Source organism: Mesobacillus foraminis, from assembly GCF_004340465.1.
Taxonomy (GTDB): Bacteria; Bacillota; Bacilli; order Bacillales; family Cytobacillaceae; genus Mesobacillus_B; species Mesobacillus_B foraminis.
This window is the reverse complement of record NZ_SLVV01000004.1, coordinates 289,525-312,606: the sequence shown is the minus strand read 5'-3', so window position 1 is coordinate 312,606 and position 23,082 is coordinate 289,525. Positions and strand designations below refer to the sequence as shown.

Annotated in this window: 20 protein-coding genes; 17 read left to right on the top strand and 3 right to left on the bottom strand. The window is 42.0% G+C overall.

What is annotated here, in order from left to right:
- Positions 1-614 precede the first annotated feature (614 nt).
- The 11 genes from EV146_RS08345 to EV146_RS08295 all read left to right on the top strand — a co-directional run bounded on the left by EV146_RS08345 (position 615) and on the right by EV146_RS08295 (position 15,120).
- Complete coding sequence (locus tag EV146_RS08345; RefSeq protein ID WP_132004528.1) at positions 615-1,391, top strand: TerC family protein; 777 nt, start codon at positions 615-617, stop codon at positions 1,389-1,391.
- A gap of 505 nt (positions 1,392-1,896) precedes the next feature.
- On the top strand, positions 1,897-2,214 hold the full coding sequence (locus EV146_RS08340) for a hypothetical protein (RefSeq protein ID WP_132004525.1): 318 nt from the start codon (positions 1,897-1,899) through the stop codon (positions 2,212-2,214).
- Positions 2,215-2,690: 476 nt separating this feature from the next.
- Positions 2,691-3,116 (top strand): MarR family winged helix-turn-helix transcriptional regulator, encoded by a 426-nt coding sequence (locus EV146_RS08335; protein WP_132004522.1) that lies wholly within the window; start codon positions 2,691-2,693, stop codon positions 3,114-3,116.
- A gap of 97 nt (positions 3,117-3,213) precedes the next feature.
- Entirely contained in the window at positions 3,214-4,977 is a 1,764-nt protein-coding gene (locus EV146_RS08330; protein WP_132004519.1) for an ABC transporter ATP-binding protein, read from the top strand.
- Positions 4,978-5,038: 61 nt separating this feature from the next.
- Positions 5,039-6,808 carry an ABC transporter ATP-binding protein gene (locus tag EV146_RS08325; RefSeq protein ID WP_132004898.1) on the top strand — a complete coding sequence of 590 codons (1,770 nt, stop codon included), beginning with the start codon at positions 5,039-5,041 and terminating at the stop codon, positions 6,806-6,808.
- Between the two features lie 111 nt (positions 6,809-6,919).
- Positions 6,920-7,531, top strand: a complete 612-nt coding sequence (locus tag EV146_RS08320) for a dienelactone hydrolase family protein (RefSeq protein WP_219916447.1) — start codon at positions 6,920-6,922, stop codon at positions 7,529-7,531.
- A 20-nt stretch (positions 7,532-7,551) separates the two neighbouring features.
- Positions 7,552-8,070 (top strand): GNAT family N-acetyltransferase, encoded by a 519-nt coding sequence (locus EV146_RS08315; RefSeq protein WP_132004516.1) that lies wholly within the window; start codon positions 7,552-7,554, stop codon positions 8,068-8,070.
- 451 nt (positions 8,071-8,521) lie between these two features.
- Positions 8,522-9,268: a MurR/RpiR family transcriptional regulator gene (locus EV146_RS08310; protein ID WP_132004513.1), complete on the top strand. Its 747-nt coding sequence runs from the start codon at positions 8,522-8,524 to the stop codon at positions 9,266-9,268.
- A gap of 113 nt (positions 9,269-9,381) precedes the next feature.
- Entirely contained in the window at positions 9,382-11,307 is a 1,926-nt protein-coding gene (gene mngA, locus EV146_RS08305; protein WP_132004510.1) for a PTS 2-O-a-mannosyl-D-glycerate transporter subunit IIABC, read from the top strand.
- Between the two features lie 16 nt (positions 11,308-11,323).
- Positions 11,324-13,924, top strand: coding sequence for a mannosylglycerate hydrolase (gene mngB / locus EV146_RS08300; protein WP_132004507.1), 2,601 nt, complete (start codon positions 11,324-11,326; stop codon positions 13,922-13,924).
- Between the two features lie 56 nt (positions 13,925-13,980).
- A complete protein-coding gene (locus EV146_RS08295; protein ID WP_132004504.1) occupies positions 13,981-15,120 on the top strand; it encodes a glycerate kinase family protein in 1,140 nt (379 codons plus the stop codon).
- Between the two features lie 213 nt (positions 15,121-15,333).
- Here EV146_RS08295 and EV146_RS08290 read toward each other — a convergent pair whose 3' ends face one another.
- Positions 15,334-15,936, bottom strand: a complete 603-nt coding sequence (locus EV146_RS08290) for a TetR/AcrR family transcriptional regulator (protein ID WP_132004501.1) — start codon at positions 15,934-15,936, stop codon at positions 15,334-15,336.
- 243 nt (positions 15,937-16,179) lie between these two features.
- Here EV146_RS08290 and EV146_RS08285 point away from each other — a divergent pair, with 243 nt between their 5' ends.
- Entirely contained in the window at positions 16,180-16,608 is a 429-nt protein-coding gene (locus EV146_RS08285) for a VOC family protein (protein WP_132004498.1), read from the top strand.
- A gap of 406 nt (positions 16,609-17,014) precedes the next feature.
- Here the strand turns inward: EV146_RS08285 and EV146_RS08280 are convergent, their stop codons facing one another.
- Complete coding sequence (locus EV146_RS08280) at positions 17,015-17,626, bottom strand: trimeric intracellular cation channel family protein (RefSeq protein ID WP_132004495.1); 612 nt, start codon at positions 17,624-17,626, stop codon at positions 17,015-17,017.
- 451 nt (positions 17,627-18,077) lie between these two features.
- Between EV146_RS08280 and EV146_RS08275 the strand changes: the two genes are divergently transcribed.
- Positions 18,078-18,944, top strand: a complete 867-nt coding sequence (locus tag EV146_RS08275) for an SDR family oxidoreductase (protein ID WP_132004492.1) — start codon at positions 18,078-18,080, stop codon at positions 18,942-18,944.
- A 246-nt stretch (positions 18,945-19,190) separates the two neighbouring features.
- On the opposite strand, the gene EV146_RS08270 is transcribed toward EV146_RS08275, so the two are convergent.
- A complete protein-coding gene (locus EV146_RS08270) occupies positions 19,191-20,930 on the bottom strand; it encodes a cellulase family glycosylhydrolase (RefSeq protein WP_132004489.1) in 1,740 nt (579 codons plus the stop codon).
- Between the two features lie 303 nt (positions 20,931-21,233).
- Here EV146_RS08270 and EV146_RS08265 point away from each other — a divergent pair, with 303 nt between their 5' ends.
- The 4 genes from EV146_RS08265 to EV146_RS08255 all read left to right on the top strand — a co-directional run bounded on the left by EV146_RS08265 (position 21,234) and on the right by EV146_RS08255 (position 23,037).
- A complete protein-coding gene (locus EV146_RS08265) occupies positions 21,234-22,112 on the top strand; it encodes an ornithine carbamoyltransferase (protein WP_338419209.1) in 879 nt (292 codons plus the stop codon).
- Positions 22,113-22,136: 24 nt separating this feature from the next.
- Positions 22,137-22,319 carry a YciI family protein gene (locus tag EV146_RS27500; protein WP_199232670.1) on the top strand — a complete coding sequence of 61 codons (183 nt, stop codon included), beginning with the start codon at positions 22,137-22,139 and terminating at the stop codon, positions 22,317-22,319.
- Positions 22,258-22,434: a YciI family protein gene (locus EV146_RS28375; protein WP_199232666.1), complete on the top strand. Its 177-nt coding sequence runs from the start codon at positions 22,258-22,260 to the stop codon at positions 22,432-22,434. The genes EV146_RS27500 and EV146_RS28375 overlap by 62 nt, the downstream gene beginning before the upstream one ends.
- 123 nt (positions 22,435-22,557) lie before the next feature.
- Positions 22,558-23,037 carry a pentapeptide repeat-containing protein gene (locus EV146_RS08255; RefSeq protein ID WP_241993859.1) on the top strand — a complete coding sequence of 160 codons (480 nt, stop codon included), beginning with the start codon at positions 22,558-22,560 and terminating at the stop codon, positions 23,035-23,037.
- Positions 23,038-23,082: the final 45 nt, after the last annotated feature.

Sequence of the window (23,082 nt, the reverse complement as noted above, 5' to 3'; positions counted from 1 at the left end):
TGGCTGCACAACTAGATTAACTTTTAAAAACCAGTTGATTGGAATGGAAATGGAATGCGCACAGCCTCCTGTGGGCAGCTAGACAGCTGAAGCTGGCAGACCTTCCAACGCAGCACGGAATCAGGCCCCGCGGAGCCTGAGACGAGGGGCTTAGCGTCAAGCCCCGCGGAAATCATAGCGGCTGGAGCGGAAATAAACAGCCTGCTTGTCCACCAACTAAAAGTAAAAGGGTTACGTATTAGATTTCAGTGACAGAAGGCTACTAATCCCTGAATAATTTTTGCAAGCAACATGCTGGTTCTGTTTCATTTTAAAGCTAATTGGTTTTGTTTAGGATGTAACAGAACAGAAGAAATTTGGAGAAACATGGTGAGGATGAGGTTTTAAGCTTCTTGTAAAAGGGATTAGTAGAGTAGGCGATATCAGGTATCCGGAGGAAACCTATACAGTCAGTTATTGGATTTATTGTTAAAATTATCACATATCTAGTGCTTCCCAGTAGCTGATTAACGAATTAATATTGTATACTTAGGATTACCTGTGGCTGATATGGAAAATCTAATTGTTAGCCAACCTCTAAAGAAACATATTAGATATAGAAAGGAGAGAGGTGGATGGATTCAATATGGCTTGAATACGCTTGGGCATTGTTAATTTTAATTGGATTAGAAGGTTTGCTATCTGCGGATAATGCCCTTGTATTAGCTGTAATTGCCAAGCATTTGCCTGAAGATCAGAAAAAAAGGGCGATAAACTACGGGATCCTTATGGCCTTTGTTTTTCGGTTTGGTGCACTTTTTGCGATTTCTTTTATTGCAAATGTCTGGCAAATACAGGCAATTGGGGCAGCTTATCTGCTTTACCTGGGTTTAAAGCATGTGATTCAGGCACGTTTTGGGAAAGAAAATAAGAATATCCATAAAGATGACGAGAAGGAGGCTGCGGGGAAAGGCTTCTGGCCGACAGTCGGGAAGATTGCGTTAGCTGACCTCGCGTTTGCGATCGACTCGATCCTTGCAGCGGTCGCCCTGGCACTGGGTCTTCCAGATTCCCCGCTTGGTCATTTCGGCGGCATGGATGGAGGACAATTTCTAGTTATCCTTCTTGGAGGAATTGCCGGCCTGATTTTAATTAAATATGCGGCTACCTGGTTTGTACAGTTGCTCGATAAACGTCCTGCACTTGAAACAACCGCCTACGCGATTGTCGCTTGGGTCGGTGTTAAACTGGTTGTCATCACTCTTGCCCATGAAGATATTGGGATCTTGGACCATCATTTCCCACACAGTACTGGCTGGACCGTGGTCTTCTATGGAGTGTTAGTTGCAATCGCCCTGCTTGGCTGGTTTGCACCTAGCAATAATAAGGCTGCGGAAAAAGGGAAAGGTTGATTTCCGTCACCTGCAGATGTAAAAAGTGCGTTAATCCGTTTAATCTGGATTAACGCACTTTTTTTAATTTTTAGGCTAGATTTTATTGGTTACCGCTGTTCTTCGGTTAAAAGGAGTGCCTTTAGCTTCCTTGATTGTAGGGCTTTTCGCCCAATGCGACGAATGTATAAATTATCCATTAAAGGATGTCTAACCACGTTCATGAAGGTAATTGAATGAACAAAGAATGGGCCGATACACATGTCATTAGGTTCAGTATAAAAAGTCTTTGTGTTCCTGCTGCATGATGAGGAAAATCATGCAGGGACACAATGAGAGGCTAACGTTTTTAAGGTGGTATGAAAACTAAGTGAATAAGACGGGTGTCGCATGATTATGTATGTAAGAAGAGGAGAAAATCTCCAAGGCACGGGAATAAATGTGAAATTAATGACCATAAAAGAGTGTATGCGGGTAATTTATGGGGATTTATACTATTGGAAAGGTTATAGAGAGGAGACACATAATGCTGAGGAGAGAAGATTTCACCATTGCATATGCATCTGCAATGACGGCCCCATCCAATCATGAAATCGATTACATCAAAATGAATGTACACGAGTTTACTTCTGGATTGCCAGATTCTGTTTTTGAGCATAATGGCTGTATTGAATGTCATTGTATTGATGAAAAAATTGATGACTATATAAATTACGCAATGTATTGCTGGGAAGTTCAGATTCCCGAGGAAATCGCAGTGGATCCCGAAAATTATGAAGGAGACGAGAGAAGGCTCTCAATCTTGCAATGCGGGAATTGTGGCAAATGGGGATTGTGTGATTAATCGGGCTCTTTGCCAGTAGAGGATAAACTAATGGCCGCTCAATATGGGCGGTTGTTTTTTTATTTGGATCCTTAATGAAAATCCTGAAGTGAAGCTGCTGATGTTGTCAAGAATAACAAGGAGGCACTTGGCATTCAACATTTTCATCAGGAGGAACCTGGCTATCCTTTGGATTTAGAAAAAGCAATATGAAACGTAATCCTATAGAATGAGTTTTTATTATCTTTTTGAGATTATCAAGCATTTGTTGGGAAAGAACAGGTGAAGTGTCATGATAAGAAAAAATTCTTCTTTAGGGGGAACCTTCCTTATTAGAATATGCCTCTGTCCATGTAGCTGCTCAAATTTTTGGTTGGGAACTTAGCCCCTCTATTTATTAGAAGGATACAGCACAGATCTTGCTATTTTACCCTTCTTGACAAACCAGCCGTAATATTATCTAATAGTGTTAGATACTTTTTTGGAAGGAGTTTGGTATGGAATATAAGGAGCTGGCCAATGAATTTTTCCGCTGCATGACAAATGCACCTAAAATGCAGTTCCAGAAGAAGGTAGATGATCTTTCTCATGGTGAAAGAAGAATATTAGGATATTTAACTTTTGAAAGAGACGGTGTAACATCAGGTGAACTTAGTGACAAGCTGTACCTTAGCACTCCTCGTGTAGCTTCAGCCCTGAACAGTCTGTCCAAAAAGGGGTTCATCGAACGGAGCAGGGATACTAGCGATAAACGTATTGTGATTGTTACGATTACCGAGGATGGCAAAAACTTTATGATGGAAGAACATGAAGAAGCAATGGCCATGATTGAGCAGACATTGAGGAACCTAGGAGAACATGATGCACAGGAATTCGTGCGGATTATCAAACGGATTACAGAATTCTCCAAGGAAGAAGAATAATCTATTAGCAGGCTTGACAGTGGTATAGATCGATTTACTCAATTATCTAACACTGTTAGATAGAGGGGAAGGTATTTGGAGGGGGAGGAGTTTATACATGCTGAGAATTTTTAAATATTTTGAGAAAAAGGAATGGCTGCTGGTTCTTTGCAGTCTGGTGTTCATCGTGACACAGGTGTGGCTTGACTTAAAGCTTCCTGATTATATGCATGAAATTACGATGCTTGTCCAGACAGAAGGAAGCAGGATGAGCGATGTTCTCCTGCAGGGCATCTATATGATTTTATGTGCCATTGGAAGCATGGCGGCTGCCATGCTGGTTGGCTTTTTTGCTGCGAAAGTTGCTGCGGGGTTTTCAGTACGCCTGCGTGGAATGGTGTTTGACAAGACGATGAGTTTTTCGATGGAGGAAATCAATGGTTTCTCCACTTCCAGTTTGATTACACGCTCGACGAATGATATTACGCAAATCCAGCTGCTTATTGCAATGGGTCTTCAGGCGATTGTAAAAGCTCCGATTCTCGCAATCTGGGCGATTTTTAAAATTATGGGGAAAAGCTGGCAATGGACTGCAGCAACGGGTTTTGCCGTAGGCTTCCTGATCCTCATGCTCTCGATCATTATTTTTGTGGCGCTGCCGAAATTCAAGATGATTCAAAGCCTGACGGATAACCTGAATATCGTGACAAGGGAAAACCTTACAGGCATTCGAGTGGTCCATGCCTACAATGCGGAAAGGTATCAAGAAGAAAAATTTGAAAAGGCGAACAACGACCTTACAAAGACCAATCTATTTACCAACCGGACAATGGCGATCATGATGCCGACCATGGGCCTTATTATGTCGGGAATCAGTCTCGCAATCTACTGGATTGGGGCCTTCCTGATTAATGATGCGGCTGCACCCGATAAACTTACCTTGTTCTCGGATATGGTTGTATTCTCCTCCTATGCAATGCAGGTCATTATGGCCTTTATGATGCTGTCCATTGTATTTATCATGCTCCCGCGGGCTTCCGTTTCCGCTAAACGGATTAACGAGGTGCTGGATACCAAAACAAAGATAGACGATGGCGGTTTGGCCGAAGGAGAAATAGGGCTTGCCGGGGAAGTAGAATTCCGTAATGTCAGCTTTAAATATCCAGATGCAAGTGAATACATCCTTCATAATATCAGCTTTACTGCGCATAAGGGGGAGACGGTGGCCTTTATCGGCTCAACCGGAAGCGGGAAAAGCACTCTGATCAACCTGATTCCACGATTCTATGATGCAACAGAAGGGGAAGTTCTCGTTGACGGGGTCAACGTGAAAAATTACACCCAGGAGGCACTCCACAACAAGCTTGGGTATGTATCGCAAAAAGCAATATTGTTCAGCGGTACCGTTTCTTCAAATGTGGCCTATGGGGATATTGGGGAGAACTCAAAAAATGAAACGGCCATCAGGAAGGCGGTAGAAATAGCACAGGGCACTGAATTTATTGAAAAGATGGAAGGTCAGTATGAGGGAAGCATAGCCCAGGGCGGCACCAATTTATCCGGCGGACAGAAGCAAAGGCTGTCTATCGCACGTGCTATCTATAAAAATCCAGAAATTTATCTGTTTGATGATTCATTTTCTGCGCTTGATTATAGGACAGATCGAGTACTGCGGTCCCTGATTAAAAAAGAAATAAAAGAAGCGACGAAACTGATTGTTGCCCAGCGGATTGGCACCATTAAGGATGCGGACCGCATTATTGTGCTTGACGAAGGCAAAATCGCCGGAATAGGTACGCATGACGAGCTCATGCTGAACTGTGGCGTTTACCAGGAAATCGCCTACTCTCAGTTGTCAAAGGAGGAACTCGAAATTGGCTAAGAAAGCAGATCAGAACCGAAAAACCCCTCCAATAGAACAAGGAGGACATCCCAAAGGCCCAATGGGTGTTCCTGGCGCAAAAGCTAAAGACTTCAAGAAAACCGCAAAGCAGCTGATCTCCTATTGTAAAACCTATTTGCCACTAATTGTGATCGCTCTGATTCTTGCAATGGCTGGGTCTGTCTTCAATATCGCTGGTCCAGAACTGCTCAGCCAGATTACAGATTTAATTACAGAAGGATTGATGACGAGCATTGATCTTGACGCTGTTGTCAATGTCACAGGCTTTTTGGCATTTCTTTACGGGCTGGGTTTCTTTTTTAACTATATACAAGGATTCATTATGGCGACAGTCACCCAGCGGGTCTCCAAGAATTTACGCAGCGACATTTCAACGAAAATTAATCGTCTGCCGCTAAAATATTTTGACTCAACAAGCACCGGGGATGTTCTTAGCCGTGTGACCAATGATGTGGATATGATTGGACAGACGATGAACCAGAGTTTAAGTACCCTGGTATCAGCAATTACCATGTTTGTGGGCACACTCATCATGATGTTTTATACCAACTGGATCATGGCCATCTCGGCAATTCTATCGACGATTGTGGGTTTTGCCTTGATGACGTTCATTATCTCCAAGTCACAGAAATATTTTGCCCAGCAGCAAACAGAGCTCGGGAAGCTTAATGGGCATATTGAAGAGATCTATTCAGGCCATAATGTGGTGAAGGTGTACAACGGAGAGAAGAAAGCGAAGGAAACTTTCCATGAAATCAATACGAGGCTTTATAACAGCGCCTGGAAGTCCCAGTTCTTGTCGGGGCTTATGATGCCGTTGATGATGTTCGTAGGAAACTTTGGCTATGTAGTGGTCTGTATCGTAGGTGCCTTGCTTGCTGTTAATGATGCCATTTCATTTGGTGTGATTGTTGCCTTTATGATTTATATCCGACTGTTCACTCAGCCGCTTACCCAGCTTGCACAGGCAGCAACGAACCTCCAGTCAACGGCTGCTGCAAGTGAACGTGTATTTGAGTTTCTTGCCGAGGAAGAACTTGCAGAGGAACAAGAAAAGACCATGAGACTGAAGGATGCAAAGGGGCATGTTGAATTTAAGAATGTCCGTTTTGGATACAGTGAAGATAAAATCATTATCAACAACTTTTCGGCTTGTGCAAAAGCTGGACAAAAAGTGGCCATTGTTGGTCCTACTGGAGCAGGCAAGACTACTTTGATCAATCTTCTTATGCGCTTTTATGAAGTCAGCGGTGGAGAGATTTTGATTGATGGCGTGCCAACCAGGCAGCTTACAAGGGAAAACATCCATGAGCTGTTCTGCATGGTTCTTCAGGACACCTGGCTGTTTGAAGGTACCATTCGTGAAAATATCGTCTATTCCAGGAAAGGGGTCACTCATGAGGAGGTCGAAGCAGCCTGTAAAGCAGTCGGACTGCATCATTTTATCCAGACTCTCCCTATGGGTTATGACACCGTACTGGATGATAAAGCCAATCTGTCCGCTGGCCAGAAACAGCTGATTACCATTGCTCGTGCCATGGTAGAGGACGCGCCATTGCTCATTTTGGATGAAGCAACAAGCTCCGTTGATACCCGCACCGAAGTCCTGATTCAGGAGGCGATGGATAAGCTGACAGTCGGCAAAACGTCCTTCGTTATTGCCCACAGGCTTTCAACAATCAAAAATGCAGACCTAATCCTCGTCATGAAGGATGGAGACATTATCGAAAGCGGCAATCACCGGGAATTGCTTGCCAAAAACGGTTTCTATGCCGATCTATACAATAGCCAGTTTGAGGATGCATCATAACAAGTTTCTGTGCTTTGAGTCCTGCATAATGAGACTCCTGTAAAAGCAGCGCATTTCCCTTTAAGGAATTGCGCTGCTTTTATCATATTTACTTATAAGGGGATGTGGATCATGCAAAAACTCCGGCAGAAGGACCGTCTCATCATTGTTTTACATGAGATTTACGGAATTAATCAGCATATACAAGACTATTGTATACGTTTGAAAGAGTGCGGTTTTGAGGTTCTCTGTCCCAATTTACTGGATAGGGACGAGCCCTTTGAATATGCTGAAGAAGAAAGAGCTTATCAGTATTTTATGGAGCAGGTCGGATTTGCAAGAGCTTTGGAAAAACTAAAAGCTTTACTATCAAAAGTTAAAAATGAGTATACTAAAATCTATCTGATCGGATTCAGTGTTGGAGCAACGACCGCCTGGTTATGCAATGAGCAAGAATGTCTGGATGGAATCGTGGGATACTATGGTTCAAGGATAAGGAACTACAGAGACAAAAAACAGTTAGCACCTGTCATGCTGTTTCTTCCACAAGAAGAGCCGGCGTTTGACGTAAATGAATTTATTTCCTCTCTGGATAAAAGAAATATCATGATACATAAGTTTTCCGGAAGACACGGATTTGGTGATCCATACCATTCTCATCATCATAGTGAATCCGCTCGTGAAGCCTTCGAAAAAGTGCTTGAATTTATACGTGGAATTGAATCACATTTAAAATACTCATAGAAGAATCCAGGAGAACTCTTATGCAGACGAAACCTTATGAACTAATACCTGCCAAAACCTTTATGCTGGAAAAAATTAACGATATCTACTTAGCAAGCCGAGAACAGTTATTTAAAAGTGGAATTTACCAATGGGACGACCAATACCCCAATAAAGAATATTTTCAGGAATGTATTGATGATAAAACCTTATATGTATTAACAAAGGAAAAGGAAATACTTGGGCACGTGGTGCTAAATGAATGGGAAGCAGAAGAATGGAGTACAATCTCATGGAATGGGAAGAATCCTTACATTATTCACTCCTTAATGATTGACCCCAGCGTTCAAGGGAGGGGGCTCGGGACAGAATTTTTAAAGCTTTGCGAGAAAAAGGGAGCCGAGAAAGGATATGACAGTATCCGTCTTGATGCCTACTCAGGCAATAGCAGGGCTATAAAGCTATATAAAAAACTTGGCTATGAGGAAAAGGGGAGCATTTATTTTCGTTCCAAGCCAGAAGGCCATCAGGAATATATCTGTTTTGAAAAGATTTTTTAGGCTGCTAAGGCAGCTTTTTTAATGCTTTCAAAGTTGCAAAAGCATTGAATGGTGTGAGAAACGCCATTTATGGCAGGTTTAATGAAAGAACGATTTATATAAATAAAAAACAGGGAATAATATGTCCTATCACACCTTTGTTTCTTAAGACCATAGTCCAAATCGATAGTAGTTTTAAAGTAACCTATGGTCCTTTCGTGTTTGTAAAAAAAGGTCAAAAAGGATCTGTATTGTTTGGGAGGAAGAGCAGGAAGCTTTACCTCCAGTGTGATTCATTCTCGTTTTTCGAAAATGAACTGCCAATTTAAAACGAGTGCTTATTTTATTCGTATGGTCTTGCTTCCGTAGTTTCTTTCTTCTTGTGATATAATGATTGGGTCTTTCAGGTTAAAAAATGACTTTCAAGTAACCATATATTATAGATGCAAATAAAAGTAGCAGGTGTACTCACATGATGCAATTCGAAGAACAGGTCCGAAAGTTTGAATATAAGCTAAGTGATACCGAGGATCAAATAGTTGAATATATCATCAATCATAAAGCCGAGGCAGTTACTTTATCTATACAGCACTTAGCCTCGATTCTCTATACAGTGCCAAATACGATTACCCGTTTGTCAAAAAAATTAGGGTACGATGGATTTTCCCACATGAAAAATAGTCTGAAAGAGGAACTTAATGAAATAAATGCTATTCCTGCGGAAGACAGCCTTGTTTTTAATATACATAAAACCATCTCTTTGATTGATGAAGAAAAGCTGGCTAATGTGACAAAAACAATTCAAGAAGCACGCCGCCTTCTCTTTTTTGCCGTAGGGGATACCGCACCTTACTGTGAAGTTATGATTAAAAGCCTAAAGGTCGCCGGAAAGCATGGGGAATTTTACTTTCATCGCCACGAAATGATCTACGAGATCAATCACCTGGAGAAGATAGATGTTCTCTTTCTTATTTCTCTGTCCGGTGAGACCCGGCAAGTGCTGGAAATGGCTGAACTGGCCAAGCAAAGAGGAGTTACATTGATCTCACTGACCCACTTTACCAAAAATGCTTTGCAAAGCCTCACAGATTTAAACTTATATTGCTATTCCCCTGAAAAGAGACTGAACGAATACAATGTTACAGACAAGACTCCGGTCATGCTGGTTCTTAGGGCATTAGCTGAATACTATTGGGAGGCATCCAATTCATGTGTATAAATACACATATAAAACGTAAATTTGAGGAACCATGTGTAAAAGTAAGAAGAACCCGGCTTCTTCTTTTTTTTTTGCTAAGATGTAACCATAACCTATTGAAAGGGGTTACAACCATGTTGTTAAAAAATTTAACATCAGAATCCTTAATTACTGTAAAACAGTCATTCTCTTCTAAAGAAGCTGTTATAAAGTATTTAATTCAGCAATTAGCAACAGAAGGCAAAGTACAGTCTGAAAAGGATTTTTACCAGGCTGTCATGGAGCGAGAGGCCATGTCACCGACAGGTTTTGAGGGAGGCCTCGCGATTCCTCACGGCAAATCAGACAGTGTGAAGGAAGCTGCCTTTGCTGTCGCGACACTTGAAAAGCCATTGAAGGATTGGGAAAGCATCGATCCTGGCAACCAGGTAGAGCTTGTGTTTTTGTTAGCGATTCCTAAAGAGGAGGAAGGATCTACACACCTTGCCCTTTTATCCGAATTAGTGACCAGGCTGTCGAACGAAGAATATAAAAATAGTTTACTGAATGCTGAAACGAACCAGGAGCTATTCGAACGTCTGGATGCAGCACAACAAAAAGTGAAGTCCGCAACGGTTCCTTCCTTTGATAAAACGGTACTGGCCATTACAGCCTGCCCCGCAGGCATTGCCCATACCTATATGGCTGCCGAGGCGCTTGTACAGGCTGGAAGAGAACTGGGAGTCAATGTATTTGTGGAAAAGCAGGGCGCAAATGGGGTTGAGGACCGACATTCAAAAGAGCTTTTAAAGAAAGCAGATGCGGCCATATTCGCAGTTGACGTGGCCGTTAAAGGAGAAGATCGGTTTGCTCACCTTCCCAGAGTAAAAACTTCAGTTGCCGATCCATTACGAAATGCGAAAGGCATCCTGCAGCAGGCTTTAAAGAAAGCAGAGACGGGATCCAAATTGGAGTATGTTGAAACGAACAGCACAGACGATTCCAATGAAGGGAAAAATGTTAAAAACGAAATCAAGGATTCACTGTTAACTGGTATTTCCCATATTATCCCTGTTATTGTAGCAGGAGGAATGACCTTAGCTGCAGCTGTCTTTATCTCACAGGCTTTTGGTTTGCAGGAGCTATATAATCAGGAAGGTTCATGGCTATGGCTGTTAAGACAGCTGGGAGGAACGCTTCTTGGCCAGCTCATGATTCCAATTCTCGCCGCCTACATGGCATACTCCATTGCTGACAAACCGGCATTAGGGCCTGGTTTCGCAGCAGGGGTAGCAGCCAACCTGATTGGAAGCGGATTCCTCGGCGGTATGCTGGGCGGTCTCTTGGCAGGTTATTTCCTGAAGTACTTGAAGCAGACTGTAAAACCAAAGGGTACTTTTGCTGGTTTTATAAGCTTCTGGGTTTATCCAGTTGTTGGGACATTAGTGGTAGGTTCCATTATGCTGTTTGTCATCGGAAAGCCTCTGGCCGCTTTGAACAACGGATTGATTGAATGGCTAAACGGCATGAGCGGTGCGAATGCCATCATTTTAGGAGCGATTTTAGGAGCAATGGTGTCATTTGACCTCGGCGGACCGGTAAATAAAGCTGCCTACACTTTCTGTATCGGTGCAATGGCCAGCGGGAATATAGTTCCTTATGCGGCATTTGCATCTGTAAAAATGGTTTCTGCGTTCTCTGTAACTGGAGCAACGATCATTGGCAAGAAGTATTTTACAAAGCAAGAACAAGAAATTGGAAAGCAAACATGGCTGCTGGGACTTGCAGGTATTACAGAAGGAGCGATTCCATTCATGATTAATGATCCGCTTCGTGTGATTCCATCCCTAATCGCTGGTTCTGCTGTTACCGGTGCCATTGTCGCCTACTTCAACATCGGCCTGGATGTGCCGGGTGCAGGGATTTTCTCGCTGGCCTTGCTAAAAGGACAGCCTTTATTGGCAGCAGCAGGTATATGGTTCGGAGCTGCCTTGATTGGGGCGTTCATTTCAATGGTTCTATTAATTGCTACACGCAAAAACAAAATAAATAAAAATAAATCTGGACAAAAAGCTGCATAAGATGGGAGAGATCGCAATGAAAAAGGTTCATATCGTACCGCATATGCACTGGGACAGAGAATGGTATTTCTCTACAGAAGAATCAAGAATTCTATTAGTGAACAATATGGAAGAAATCATGGAAATGCTTGAAACGAATCCTGATTACCCTTACTATGTCCTTGATGGACAAACATCGATATTAGAAGACTATTTTGCCGTAAAACCTGAAAATAAAGAACGGGTGAGAAAGCTTGTCCAAGAGGGCCGATTGATTATTGGCCCCTGGTATACCCAGACAGATGAAATGGTTGTCGGCGGGGAGTCCATTGTCCGCAACCTTTTATACGGAATAAAAGACAGTAAAGAATTCGGGGAATTTATGAAGATCGGCTATCTTCCAGATTCCTTCGGCCAGTCAGCCCAGATGCCAATGATTCTCAATGGGTTTGATATCACGTATTCAATCTTTTGGCGAGGCACTTCTGAGCGCCATGGCACGGACAAAACCGAGTTTTACTGGAAAACGGACGATGGATCAAAAGTACTTGTACAATTGTTCCCGCTGGGCTATGCAATCGGAAAATACCTGCCTGAGGACGAAGAAGCCCTTAAAAAACGGATAGATAAATATTTTACGGTGCTTGACCGAGGGGCGACAACGGAGAATATCCTGCTTCCAAACGGCCATGATCAAATGCCGATTCAAAAGAATATTTTTACCGTTATGGAAAAGCTTCGCAAGCTCTATCCAGACAGGGAATTTTTCCTGAGCAAGTATGAAAATGTCTTTGCTGAGCTTGAAAAACAGAAGGACCTTCCAACCCTTGAAGGGGAGTTTTTAGATGGAAAGTATATGCGGGTCCATCGCAGCATCTATTCTACTCGAATGGATATCAAAGCGGCGAATGCTAGAATTGAAAACAAAATCACTAATATTCTTGAACCGCTTGCTTCCCTTGCATACAGCCTCGGCTTTGAGTATCATCATGGTTTAATTGAGTTAATATGGAAAGAAATCATGAAGAATCACGCCCATGACAGCATTGGCTGCTGCTGTTCCGATAAAGTCCATCGGGAAATTGCCAATCGTTTCTTCCTTGCAGAAGAAAAAGTGGATCAGCTGATCAATTTTTACAAGCGTAAAATTGTTGACAGTATGGACACGGCCAAACAGGAGGATCGCTTAACAGCATTCAACTTGCTTCCATATGAACGGACAGATATTATAAATACAAGCGTGATGACAAAGCTTAAATCATTTAAGCTGGTCGACCAGAGCGGAAAAGAACAGGATTTTGAGATTATCAGCAGCGAAATTACAGACCCGGGCTTGATTGACAGGCAGATTGTCCATTATGGAAATTATGATCCATTTATAAAATACACCATCCAGCTGAAGGATACTCTTCCAGCAATGGGCTATAAAACCTATTTTGTTGAAGGAAACGATAAAGAGATGGCTCCTTCGCTTACAATTGCTGATAAGGTGGAAACAGACTTCTACAGCATTACCGTGAATCGTAATGGAACACTTAACATCTTTGATAAAAAACTAAATCAAAGCTTTGAAAATGTACTCCTCCTGGAAAATGGCGGTGATGATGGAGATGAATATGATTTTTCTCCACTGCCAAATGAAGAATTAATCTACTCCAATCATGTTGACGCAAAAACGGAAATCCGCCAAAACACTTACGGGGCGACCATTGATATCCGCTATAAGCTTGTTGTTCCGGGCGACCTTGAGCAGAGAAAAGCAAAAGTGTTGGATAGCAGTGTGGATGTCCATATTGTCGCAAAAGTTGCCAATGACAAACAGCTCATCCACGTAGAGCTGGAAGCGGACAACAGTGCTAAGGATCACCGCCTCAGAGCCTTGATTCCAACTGGCATTGCCTCATCGTTCTCCATTTCAGATCATCAGTTTGGGTCCATTAAACGAAATGTCATTGATTCTGCTATTGAGGTGTGGGAGGAAGAAGACTGGGATGAGCGTCCTGATCCTATTTATCCAATGTTAAGCTATGCAGGACTGTCTAATGAAAAATTCGGTGTAAGTGTATTAACCAATAGTACGAGAGAGTATGAGATCATTGGAGAGAACTATGATACTATTGCGATTACCTTGTTTAGAAGCATCGGTTTCCTAGGGAAAGAGGAAATGCTTCGCAGGCCGGGCCGCCCATCTGGGATCAAGCTCCCAACTCCTGATTCGCAGATGATTGGAAAAATAACCTTGGAATTTGCAATATCAACAAGTGACCAGCCGGAGAAAGTGGCTAGAACAGCCAAAGAATATCTAACACCTGTTGTGACCTATAATAAAATTCCGCACGATGCGATGAAGCTTAACAAAGCAGATGTCAAGACACCTTTAGAATTCAGTTTCTTAAAAGAGGTTGAACCCAATGTTGTATTAAGTACATTGAAGAAAGCGGAAAAAGACGAACAATTTGTCTTGCGTTTTTATAACCCAACAGAAACGGAAGCAACAGCGGCCTTTGAATTTAACCGGGAAATAGAGCATGTGTCTGCTGCAAATCTGAACGAAAAATCAATCGGAAAACTGGAGCTTGCCAACAGTCAGGTTCAAGTAAAGGTCAAAACCAATCAAGTTCAATCAATTTTGTTCTAAACATTAAGAAAAAGGCACTGTTCAGGTGTCTTTTTCTCTTATGGAGGGATAGGAAAATGAAAGTACTTATCGCCATTGATTCTTTTAAAGGGAGTCTTTCCTCTTTAGATGCTGGTTTGGCTATAAAGGAAGGAATTAAGGACGTTTTTCATGATGCTGAAATCATTACCCTTCCATTGGCTGATGGGGGAGAGGGAACAGTGGAGGCCATCGTCCGTGCTAAACAGGGGGAAATCATTGAAAAAGAAGTGACCGGTCCCCTGGGAGAGAAAATTCAGGCCACTTACGGAAGGATCGGGAAAGACAGCGCTGTAATTGAAGTAGCTTCAGCCTGTGGTTTGCCGCTTGTATATGAAGAAAAAAAGAATCCTGCCTCCACGACAACGTTTGGAGTAGGAGAGCTAATTTTAGATGGCATTGATAGAGGATGCCGTGAGTTTACCATTGGACTTGGCGGCAGTTCCACCAACGATGCAGGTTTAGGCATGCTTCAGGCATTAGGGTTTTCTTTCCTTGATGAAAGGAACAAAGAGGTCGGTCTTGGAGGAATCGAGCTGCATAAAATCAGAACAATCGACGTTTCCCGAGTTAATCCACGCCTAAAGGAGTGTACTTTCAAGGTAGCCTGTGATGTCCATAATCCTTTATATGGAGAAAATGGGGCATCTTATGTTTTCGGCCCGCAAAAAGGGGCAACACCGGAAATGGTGATGGAGCTGGATGCAGGTCTAAAGCATTTCGCGGAACTAACATATGATCAATTAAACAAGGATATTCAACGTATTCCTGGTGCTGGAGCAGCCGGCGGATTAGGAGCAGCCTTTGCGGGGTTCCTGAATGGGAAGTTGCTCTCCGGTGCCGAATTATTGCTCGAAACCATGGGTATGGAAACGAAGCTGGAAAACACAGATTTTGTCATAACCGGGGAAGGCAGGCTTGATGGGCAAACCTCAATGGGGAAGACTCCTTTAGGGGTTGCAAAAATGGCAGCAAAGCATAATATTCCAGTCATCGCATTAGCTGGAGGAGTAACCCGGCAGGCCTCGGTGCTGAATGATCTCGGCATCACATCTTATTTTTCCATCATCAATGAACCTATGACTCTTGATAGAGCAATGGAAACAGAGATTACCTTTACTAATTTGAAACTTGCAGCTGAACAGTTATTTAGATTGATCTATGCTATTAAACAATGAATCTCACGAAGCAATGCCTCCTGCCGTAAAATTAGGTGATTGAACCTTTAGAAAGGGATTGGAAATTTTATTATTTCTTTTAGGAATAGGGAAGCATTTATTTGCGTTCCTAGCCTGTGGGCCACCAGGAATATATGTCTGTTTTGAGAATTATCTTCAAGAGAGCAAATAAAGCAGCGGTTCCAATCTGTACCGCTGCTTTTTTAATGCTCACTACTTTGGTTCCATTTTAAAGATCCGCTCACTGATTAGATGAAGGAACTCCTCCCATTTTTTCTGAAACTCGGGATCTTCAGCTTCCAGACCTGTGATCATCCTGGTTACATTGCTATAGAGCAGGGGGTAAATGGTCAGGCTCGAAATCATTAAAGTGATGAGGGAAGGATCTAATTCCTCAGGGACCAATCCCATCTCCTGCTTGGAGGCCATGTCTTTTACATAAGATTGAAGGATTTTCTTTCTGCTTTCTTCCCCATTTGTATTTTTAGGGACTTGGTCAATCGCTTCCCAGGCGGTAAATTTTAAAAAGTCCATTAAATGTTCCTTATTCACATTGTACCGAAACTCTGCTATGTTCACTGGATTTGCAGGGAGGATGAGGTTTTCAGTTGGTATAGAGCTCGTAAAATCGGCAATCGTTTCATTGATGAGCTCATCTTTCCCTTTAAAATAATGGTAAATCAATTGTTTATTAAGACCAGCTCTCTTCGCGATTGATTCAATTCTGGCCCCCGTATTCCCATTTGCGAAGAATTCCTCTTTGGCGGCATCTAAAATTTTTCTGCGGGTTCTTTCTGCATCTCGAATTTTTCCCACTGTCTTCACCTTCTTATCATGTATGTCACCTTTATCCTATAAATGAACTTAAAAAAAGTCAAATAATACTGACTTTTCAGTAAGTATAACTTGATAAAAGGAAAGTTATAATTTATTATAAATATTGTGATAATTCCCATTTCGTTAAGTTAGGGATGGAGCATGAGAATATCATCATATGAACCAGCTAATGATCCTTATAAAGGATGGGAAAAATTAAGCCAGGAAAGGAAGATGAGTATAATGGGATTTCAAAACATTTTTGTTAACTTGCCCGTTAAAGATTTACAATCATCCATGAAATTTTTCACTGAACTAGGCTTTCAATTTAATCCTCAGTTCACCAATGAAATGGCTGCTTGTATGGTGATCAATGAGCATATTTATGCCATGCTGCTGACGGAAGAACATTTTAAAACGTTTACCACGAAAGGGATTGCAGATTCTGCAAAAACAACAGAAGCGATCGTAGCCTTGTCAGCCGAAAGCAGGGAGAAAGTGGATGAAGTTGTAAACAAGGCATTAGAAGCTGGAGGCAAACCTTCAAAAGAGCCGCAGGATTATGGATTTATGTACAGCCGCAGTTTTCAGGATCCCGATGGGCATCTATGGGAAGTGCTATATATGGAGGAAAGTGCGATCCATCAGGAAAATTCCGAGAGTGCTGTTTAATTCCTGTTGGTCTAGGGCAGTGGGCAAAACAGGAGAGTATGAATCATCGTTCACCGTAACTGGGTGAAAAGGGGAAAGACTGGGTTTAAAAGTAGAGTGTTCGCCTTAAAGGTTAACACTCTTTTTTATGGAGAAGACTTATAAAAGCTCGTTTCTCTGTACCTTTTCAAATGAGGAAAATCTACTGTCTTTGCTTTTTCGGCAAAAAAAATTCCTGATCATTGCAAATGAACCTTCAATAAATGGTTACCGCATTATCAGGAATTAGTTAAAACAGAGGTACTCTCATTGTATAAACTAGCTGGCCCTCTGATTTTATGAATTCTTATGTGAGAAGTGAAGGGCCAAACCAGGTCAGCAGGCCCTCCAGAAAATGCATTCAAAGTCTGAATGGAATACTAATTCGTCAGTTTCCTTGCAATTTATTGAAGGTTCTCGCAGGGAGGCACCATCCATACTGATTGGATATAATCCGAAGCAGCAGAATGATGGAAAAAAGGGTGTAAAGCTGATAGGATTCTTCAGCCCAGCCCATTCCTATAATAAAACCGGCAATCATAGCCCATAGAAGATAAACTTCCTGGCGGAACACAATCGGTTTTTCCTGCGCCAATACATCGCGGATAATACCGCCGCCAGCCCCTGTAATGGCTGCTGAAAACATGACCGCAAGGAGCGGCAGCTCGATTGAATAGGCGTACATGGCTCCCTGGATTGCAAAGGCAGATAAGCCAATTGCATCAAAAATACTCCAAAGCTTTAAGTTGTAGATGGCTTTGTTCGGCAAAAGGAATACAATTGTAATCGTAATGAGGGCGATGATGAAAAGCGATGTTTGCTGCCATAATTCAACGATTGGAATACCAGTCAATAAATTTCGGACAGCTCCTCCGCCAAATGCGGTAATCAATCCTAAAATATAAACCCCCATGATATCGTACTTAGCTTCAATGGCGATCACTGCACCACTCATCGCAAACGCAATGGTACCTATAACATTCAATACATCCCAAACCATATAGATCCTCCCCAATGATAAAAACTGACAACTGCACTGAAACTCATCCTCTGTCCTTGTACCTTAGAGTTTTCCTGACAAAAGGGGTCCCCTTGGGTGGTTTGGAGCAATTTCCATAAAGCATCCTTTCATCTTAGTAAAAGATTAAGAGCTTCTGGTGACATAAAGTTCAAGTCTCTTTGGCAGTCTTCCTCAAAAAATATAATTATCTTTATACAGTAGGGGAGGAGCGGTCATCTGTCAATGAAAAATTCAATATTTTGTGAACCCTTTATCATATTTAAAAATGCCTGGAAGACATGAACCTTTTTGCCTCGCAGAAACACTGCAGCAAGCCATGAATTATTCCCAGGATCATCAATTGTAATTGGAGCCTGGAAGGAATGCTTGGTTTATATCTGCCTTTAAGGGGATAAAGGTACTACTAGATTTGTGTGAAGGAGAGGATCCTGTGAATATTTATGACCGACAAAAAGAAGGGCAGCCTGCACAGACACAAATACACCAGCCAGGAATAGAATCTGAGATGAATCCTAGGCCAGTCCAGCCGACAGAGTATAAAGGAAGCGGGAAGCTAAATGGGCGTGTTGCCCTGATTACTGGCGGAGACAGTGGAATAGGACGTGCCGTTGCCATCGCCTATGCGAAGGAAGGGGCGCATGTAGCTATCAATTATGTAACCGAGGACAGTGACGCGGAAGAAACGAAGAATATGATCGAATCTGAAGGAGTTAACTGCCTCCTCCTGCGAGGAGATGTTTCGAAAGAAGATGTATGTAAATCCCTTATAGATAGAACTGTCAAGGAGTTTGGCAAACTGAACATTCTAGTTAATAATTCTGCTGTACAGTACCCAACAGAAAACATCGAGGATATTACACATGAGCAATGGGATAAAACCTTTCGGACAAATATCTATTCTGTTTTTTATATGAGTAAGCATAGTGCACCTCTTTTAAGCCAGGGAGATGCCATCATTAATACGACTTCCATCAACCCGTATATAGGGCATCCTTCTTTAATGGACTATACGGCCACAAAAGGTGCCATTGTCGGGTTCACTCGCAGCCTGGCACAAAATCTGGCTTCGAAAGGTATACGTGTAAATATGGTAGCTCCTGGTCCGATCTGGACCCCGCTTATTCCTGCAACATTTGATAAAGAAAAAGTTGAAAGCTTTGGCACACAAACACCGCTGGGCCGTCCAGGTCAGCCAGCCGACCATGCAGGTGCTTATGTGCTGCTGGCTTCGGATGAAGGAGCATATATCACCGGACAGTGCATCCACATAAACGGAGGGATGGCAATGTCCTCCTAATAAAAAAACAGCAGAAGGCATAAGTCTTTCTTCTCAGACTGTGACAAACTAGATAAAAATCAAGTTTGTCACAGTCTGTTTTATTTTGTCTAGTTGTTAAAATGGGCTGTTAATTTCCGTTCCAGCCGCTTCGCTTTCCGCGGGACGGGCGCTGAGCCCGCAGGAGTCTGCGCGCCTTCCACTCCAATCAACAGGTTTTCAATAGTTCATTTTGCTGTGCAAACAAACCTATTTTAAAATACATATCTAGTTTGAGGTAACTTTACCAGTGACCTCATTCCCATTCTTGGTAATCTGATAATTCAAAACCTCGCCGCTCCAGAAATGGAACTTCAGGTTCACAATGCCGTCATTCACTTCATTAAAGAAATTTTCCAATAGTTTGATTTCATTTGATTGATACGATGGAGTGAAGGCATATCCAAATTCTTTGTAGGATGTCCAGTTTTGCGGACCGGCATTGGTACCGTCACTGTAAACAGCTTCCATGGTCGCCAGACGGTCGCCATTAAAGGCTGCTGGAATGGCGAATGAATCTGCTGAACCTTCGGAACTCTGCAACTTTGGAGTATCATGCAAGATGACATCGAAAGTCCAGTCCGCCCCTTTGTTGAAGGAGGCCGTCAATTCTGCGTTATCACCATACTGCCCTGATGCCGTCAACTTTTCCAGGGTGTTTGCTTTTAAGGTTAATGTGTTTCCGCTTAATGTATAGTCTTTTCCTTTATGAAGCTTGTCCCCCTTGTTCCGGTTCATAAAGAATCCCGTAAGCTTATTCCCGTTTAACTCAAGCTTGATGGAAGTATCCTGTACTTTTTCCCCCTTTTTAATAAAGATTAAGTCACTTTCAGCGGTTGCTGAACGGGTTTTCCAGCTCGCCCTCATTAATTCATAAAAGTCTTGGTCATTCCATTTTAAGTTGGTACGGTTAAAATGCTGCCCATTATCCCAAAGCATATGGGTTATGTTCTTTTCCTGAACGTAATGGGTCAAAAATTCAAAGAATTTCAGCTTTTCACCTTGCTCAATTGTGCCAGTATTCTTATCAAAGCCCAGCAGTCCGTACTCCCCGAGTATAACCGGGATGCCTTTAGAGACCAGGGTATCATAGGCACGGTCAAATGTATCGGTGATATCCTTTTTGGTTTGTTCTTCGAAGGTAGTAAATCCGGCGATATTCACGCTGAAGGGCCAAAACCCATAATAATGAATCGTTGCAATTAAATTGGGATCATCAAGCTTTACAATCGTCTGATAAAGTTCATCCAGTCTCTCTTGTCCTGCATTCGTTTCCAGTGTAGGGAGCACTAGTGGACGATCAGTGTTCTTGCCGCCAGATTCTCTGACGATTTTGTGGAAGGATGTATTCAGCTCATCTAAGTGAACATAATGGGTTTGATCTTCACTGCCCCAGCCGCTGTTGAAGCGTGGCTCGTTGATGCTTTCGAACATTAGCTTGTGAGAATGGTCTTTGAAGGTATGTGCAATTTGGGTCCAGGCAGCCTGATATCGAGGGAACACTTCATCTCTGTTTTCACCCATTTGATGAACCCAAATCCAGGAATCATGGTGGAGGTTAATCATGACATAAAGTCCTGCATCCAATGACCAATTTACAACTTCTTCAACACGGTCCATAAAAGCTGGATCAATCTTGTAATCGGGACCTTCTCCCATTCTCTGGTCCCATGTAATTGGAATTCGGATGCTTTTGTATCCCTGCTTGGCAATTTGCTGGATCAATTCTTTCGTTACGCGTGGATTTCCCCATGATGTTTCGTCTTCACCCATTGCATCAAATGTATTTCCTAAGTTCCAGCCAGGCTGCATATCACTGACATACGATTGAATTTCGCTCTCCTTTAACTTAGTTCCTTCACTTGGATTCTTAGCAGAAGCTCCAAGTATCGAAGCAGGGGAGAGAAGGGAAATCAATAATACTGTTGCAATAAAGACAATGCTCTTAGCGTTATGCGAAAATCTCAATCTAGTAATCCTCCTTTAGTATCATACTTTTCTATAGCCGTTAAGGGTCCTCCTCTCTCAATATTTGGAATCGCTTACATATTTAAAATTATCATAGGAGGGAAAGGGGGAATACAGCATGAATTAGAGCACTTTTCATACAGAAATTATTGTTTTTGCCGAACCTTGGGCAGTTGGCAAAGTTTCAAGACAGTTTCACAACTAATGGGATATAATGGTAGGATGAAAGACGGCAGGAAACGAATTAATATTTAGGTACTATCTACTATTTTTATAATAAAAAAATGAAACTGGGTGAACCTTATGATGCATTTGTTAAGCCTTAAGGATTTGACGAGGCCTCAAATAATGAAAATATTTAGGCTGGCGGATAAACTGACACTTCAAAACGGCAGCAAGATCCTAAAAGGAAAAAGCTTCATTCTCTTTTTCCCTCAAACTAGCATCAGGACCAGATTGACCTTTGAAAAAGGGATAAAAGACTTAGGAGGAGAGAGCATTTTGTTCCCTTCCGAGACGCTTGATAAAGAGGAAAAGCTCGAAGATGTCATTCAATATATTCAAAACTGGGCTGACGGGGTCATTGTCAGACATTCGGATTCCTCTAAAATCCAGGGATTAACAGAGCACAGTTCAATCCCCATCCTCAACGCAATGTCCTCTGGAAATCACCCATGTGAGATTTTATCCGACTACTATTCGATCAGTAAAATTAGAAAGAATGAGCGGGACCATGTCTATACATTTGTTGGCCCAGCTACGAATATCTGCAGAACGTGGGCCGACCTTTCAAAGATTCTGGATCTAAAGTTCTACCATGTTTGCCAAGCAGGGTATGAGATAGGTGTGAATGAGCCTAATTATATCTTCTCAACAAATCTCGAACAGATCTTGAAACTGAGCGATATCATTTTGACTGATTCTCTCCCAGAGGCGTTGCGTACAAACGAATATATCAAACAATATCAAATCACCCTGGAGCGAATGAATTTAGCCAAGAAACAAGCCCTCTTAAACCCCTGTCCGCCTTTTTTCCGAAATGAAGAAGTCAGCGAGGAGGTTATTTCTTCTCCATACTTTGTAGGGCATGCTTTTAAGAGGAATTTATTATATGTACAACAGGCCATTCTATTAAACTGCCTTGGAATAGAGCTTAAGCTCAAAGAAATCCTTGGGATATAGTTGATTAAAAGGAGATGGAATTTCATGCAATATATGATAACTGCCTATGACGGCACAGATGAAAAGGCACCGGAGAGGAGATTAACCGCAAGGGAGGAACATTTAAAGTCGGTAGAAAGACGATTTAAACAAGGAGAACACTTGTATGGATCGGCTCTCCTTGATGAACATGATCGGCTCCATGATGGTGGTGGATTATCCATCTAGGGAAGAACTTGACAAATGGCTAAAGGAAGAACCATATGTTGTGGGAAATGTGTGGCAGAACATTGAGATTAAACCCTGCAGAGTGGCACCAATTTTTATGGAGCTTTATAAATGAGAATGAAGACTGTCAGCCAAAAGTTGAGATGAAAAAATGGTTGCTGAGCAGGAAGGATTTTTTGAAGAAAGATCAAATGGATATAGATGGATATGATTGACTATTTTACACGAGGAGGAAAAGATGATGGGATTGAAAACGCAAAAACTTGATCTGCAGATGGCTGACATTTCTGGTTCTAAATGGAATGAGGTCAATGCGGAGGGGCTGGAAATTGACAATGTGTGTTTAGCTCATACGAAATTCAATAACGTGAATATGAGCAATCTTGATCTAAATGATGTAAATATGCAAGGCAGCAGCATAAAAAATGCAAATCTGTCAGGATTAAAAGTCCAACATGCAAACTTCAGCCATGCAGTGATTGACCACGTTCATTTATATGGCACTGAATTTCATAATGTTGTTTTGCCTGTAGAAGGTGACGGGAATTTTGATCCTGAGGGAACATATAAACCTGTTCGTTTTCAGGATTGCGACCTGACAAATACACAATTACAAAACTGTAATTTGACCAATGTAGAGATTAATCATTGTGATATTTCCGGTCTAAAAATTAATGGAGTTTTAATAGAAGAACTGATTCAACAAAAAATAAAATAAATTATTATTTATCTTTTAATATTGCACAAATGCGTTTCAACAGAG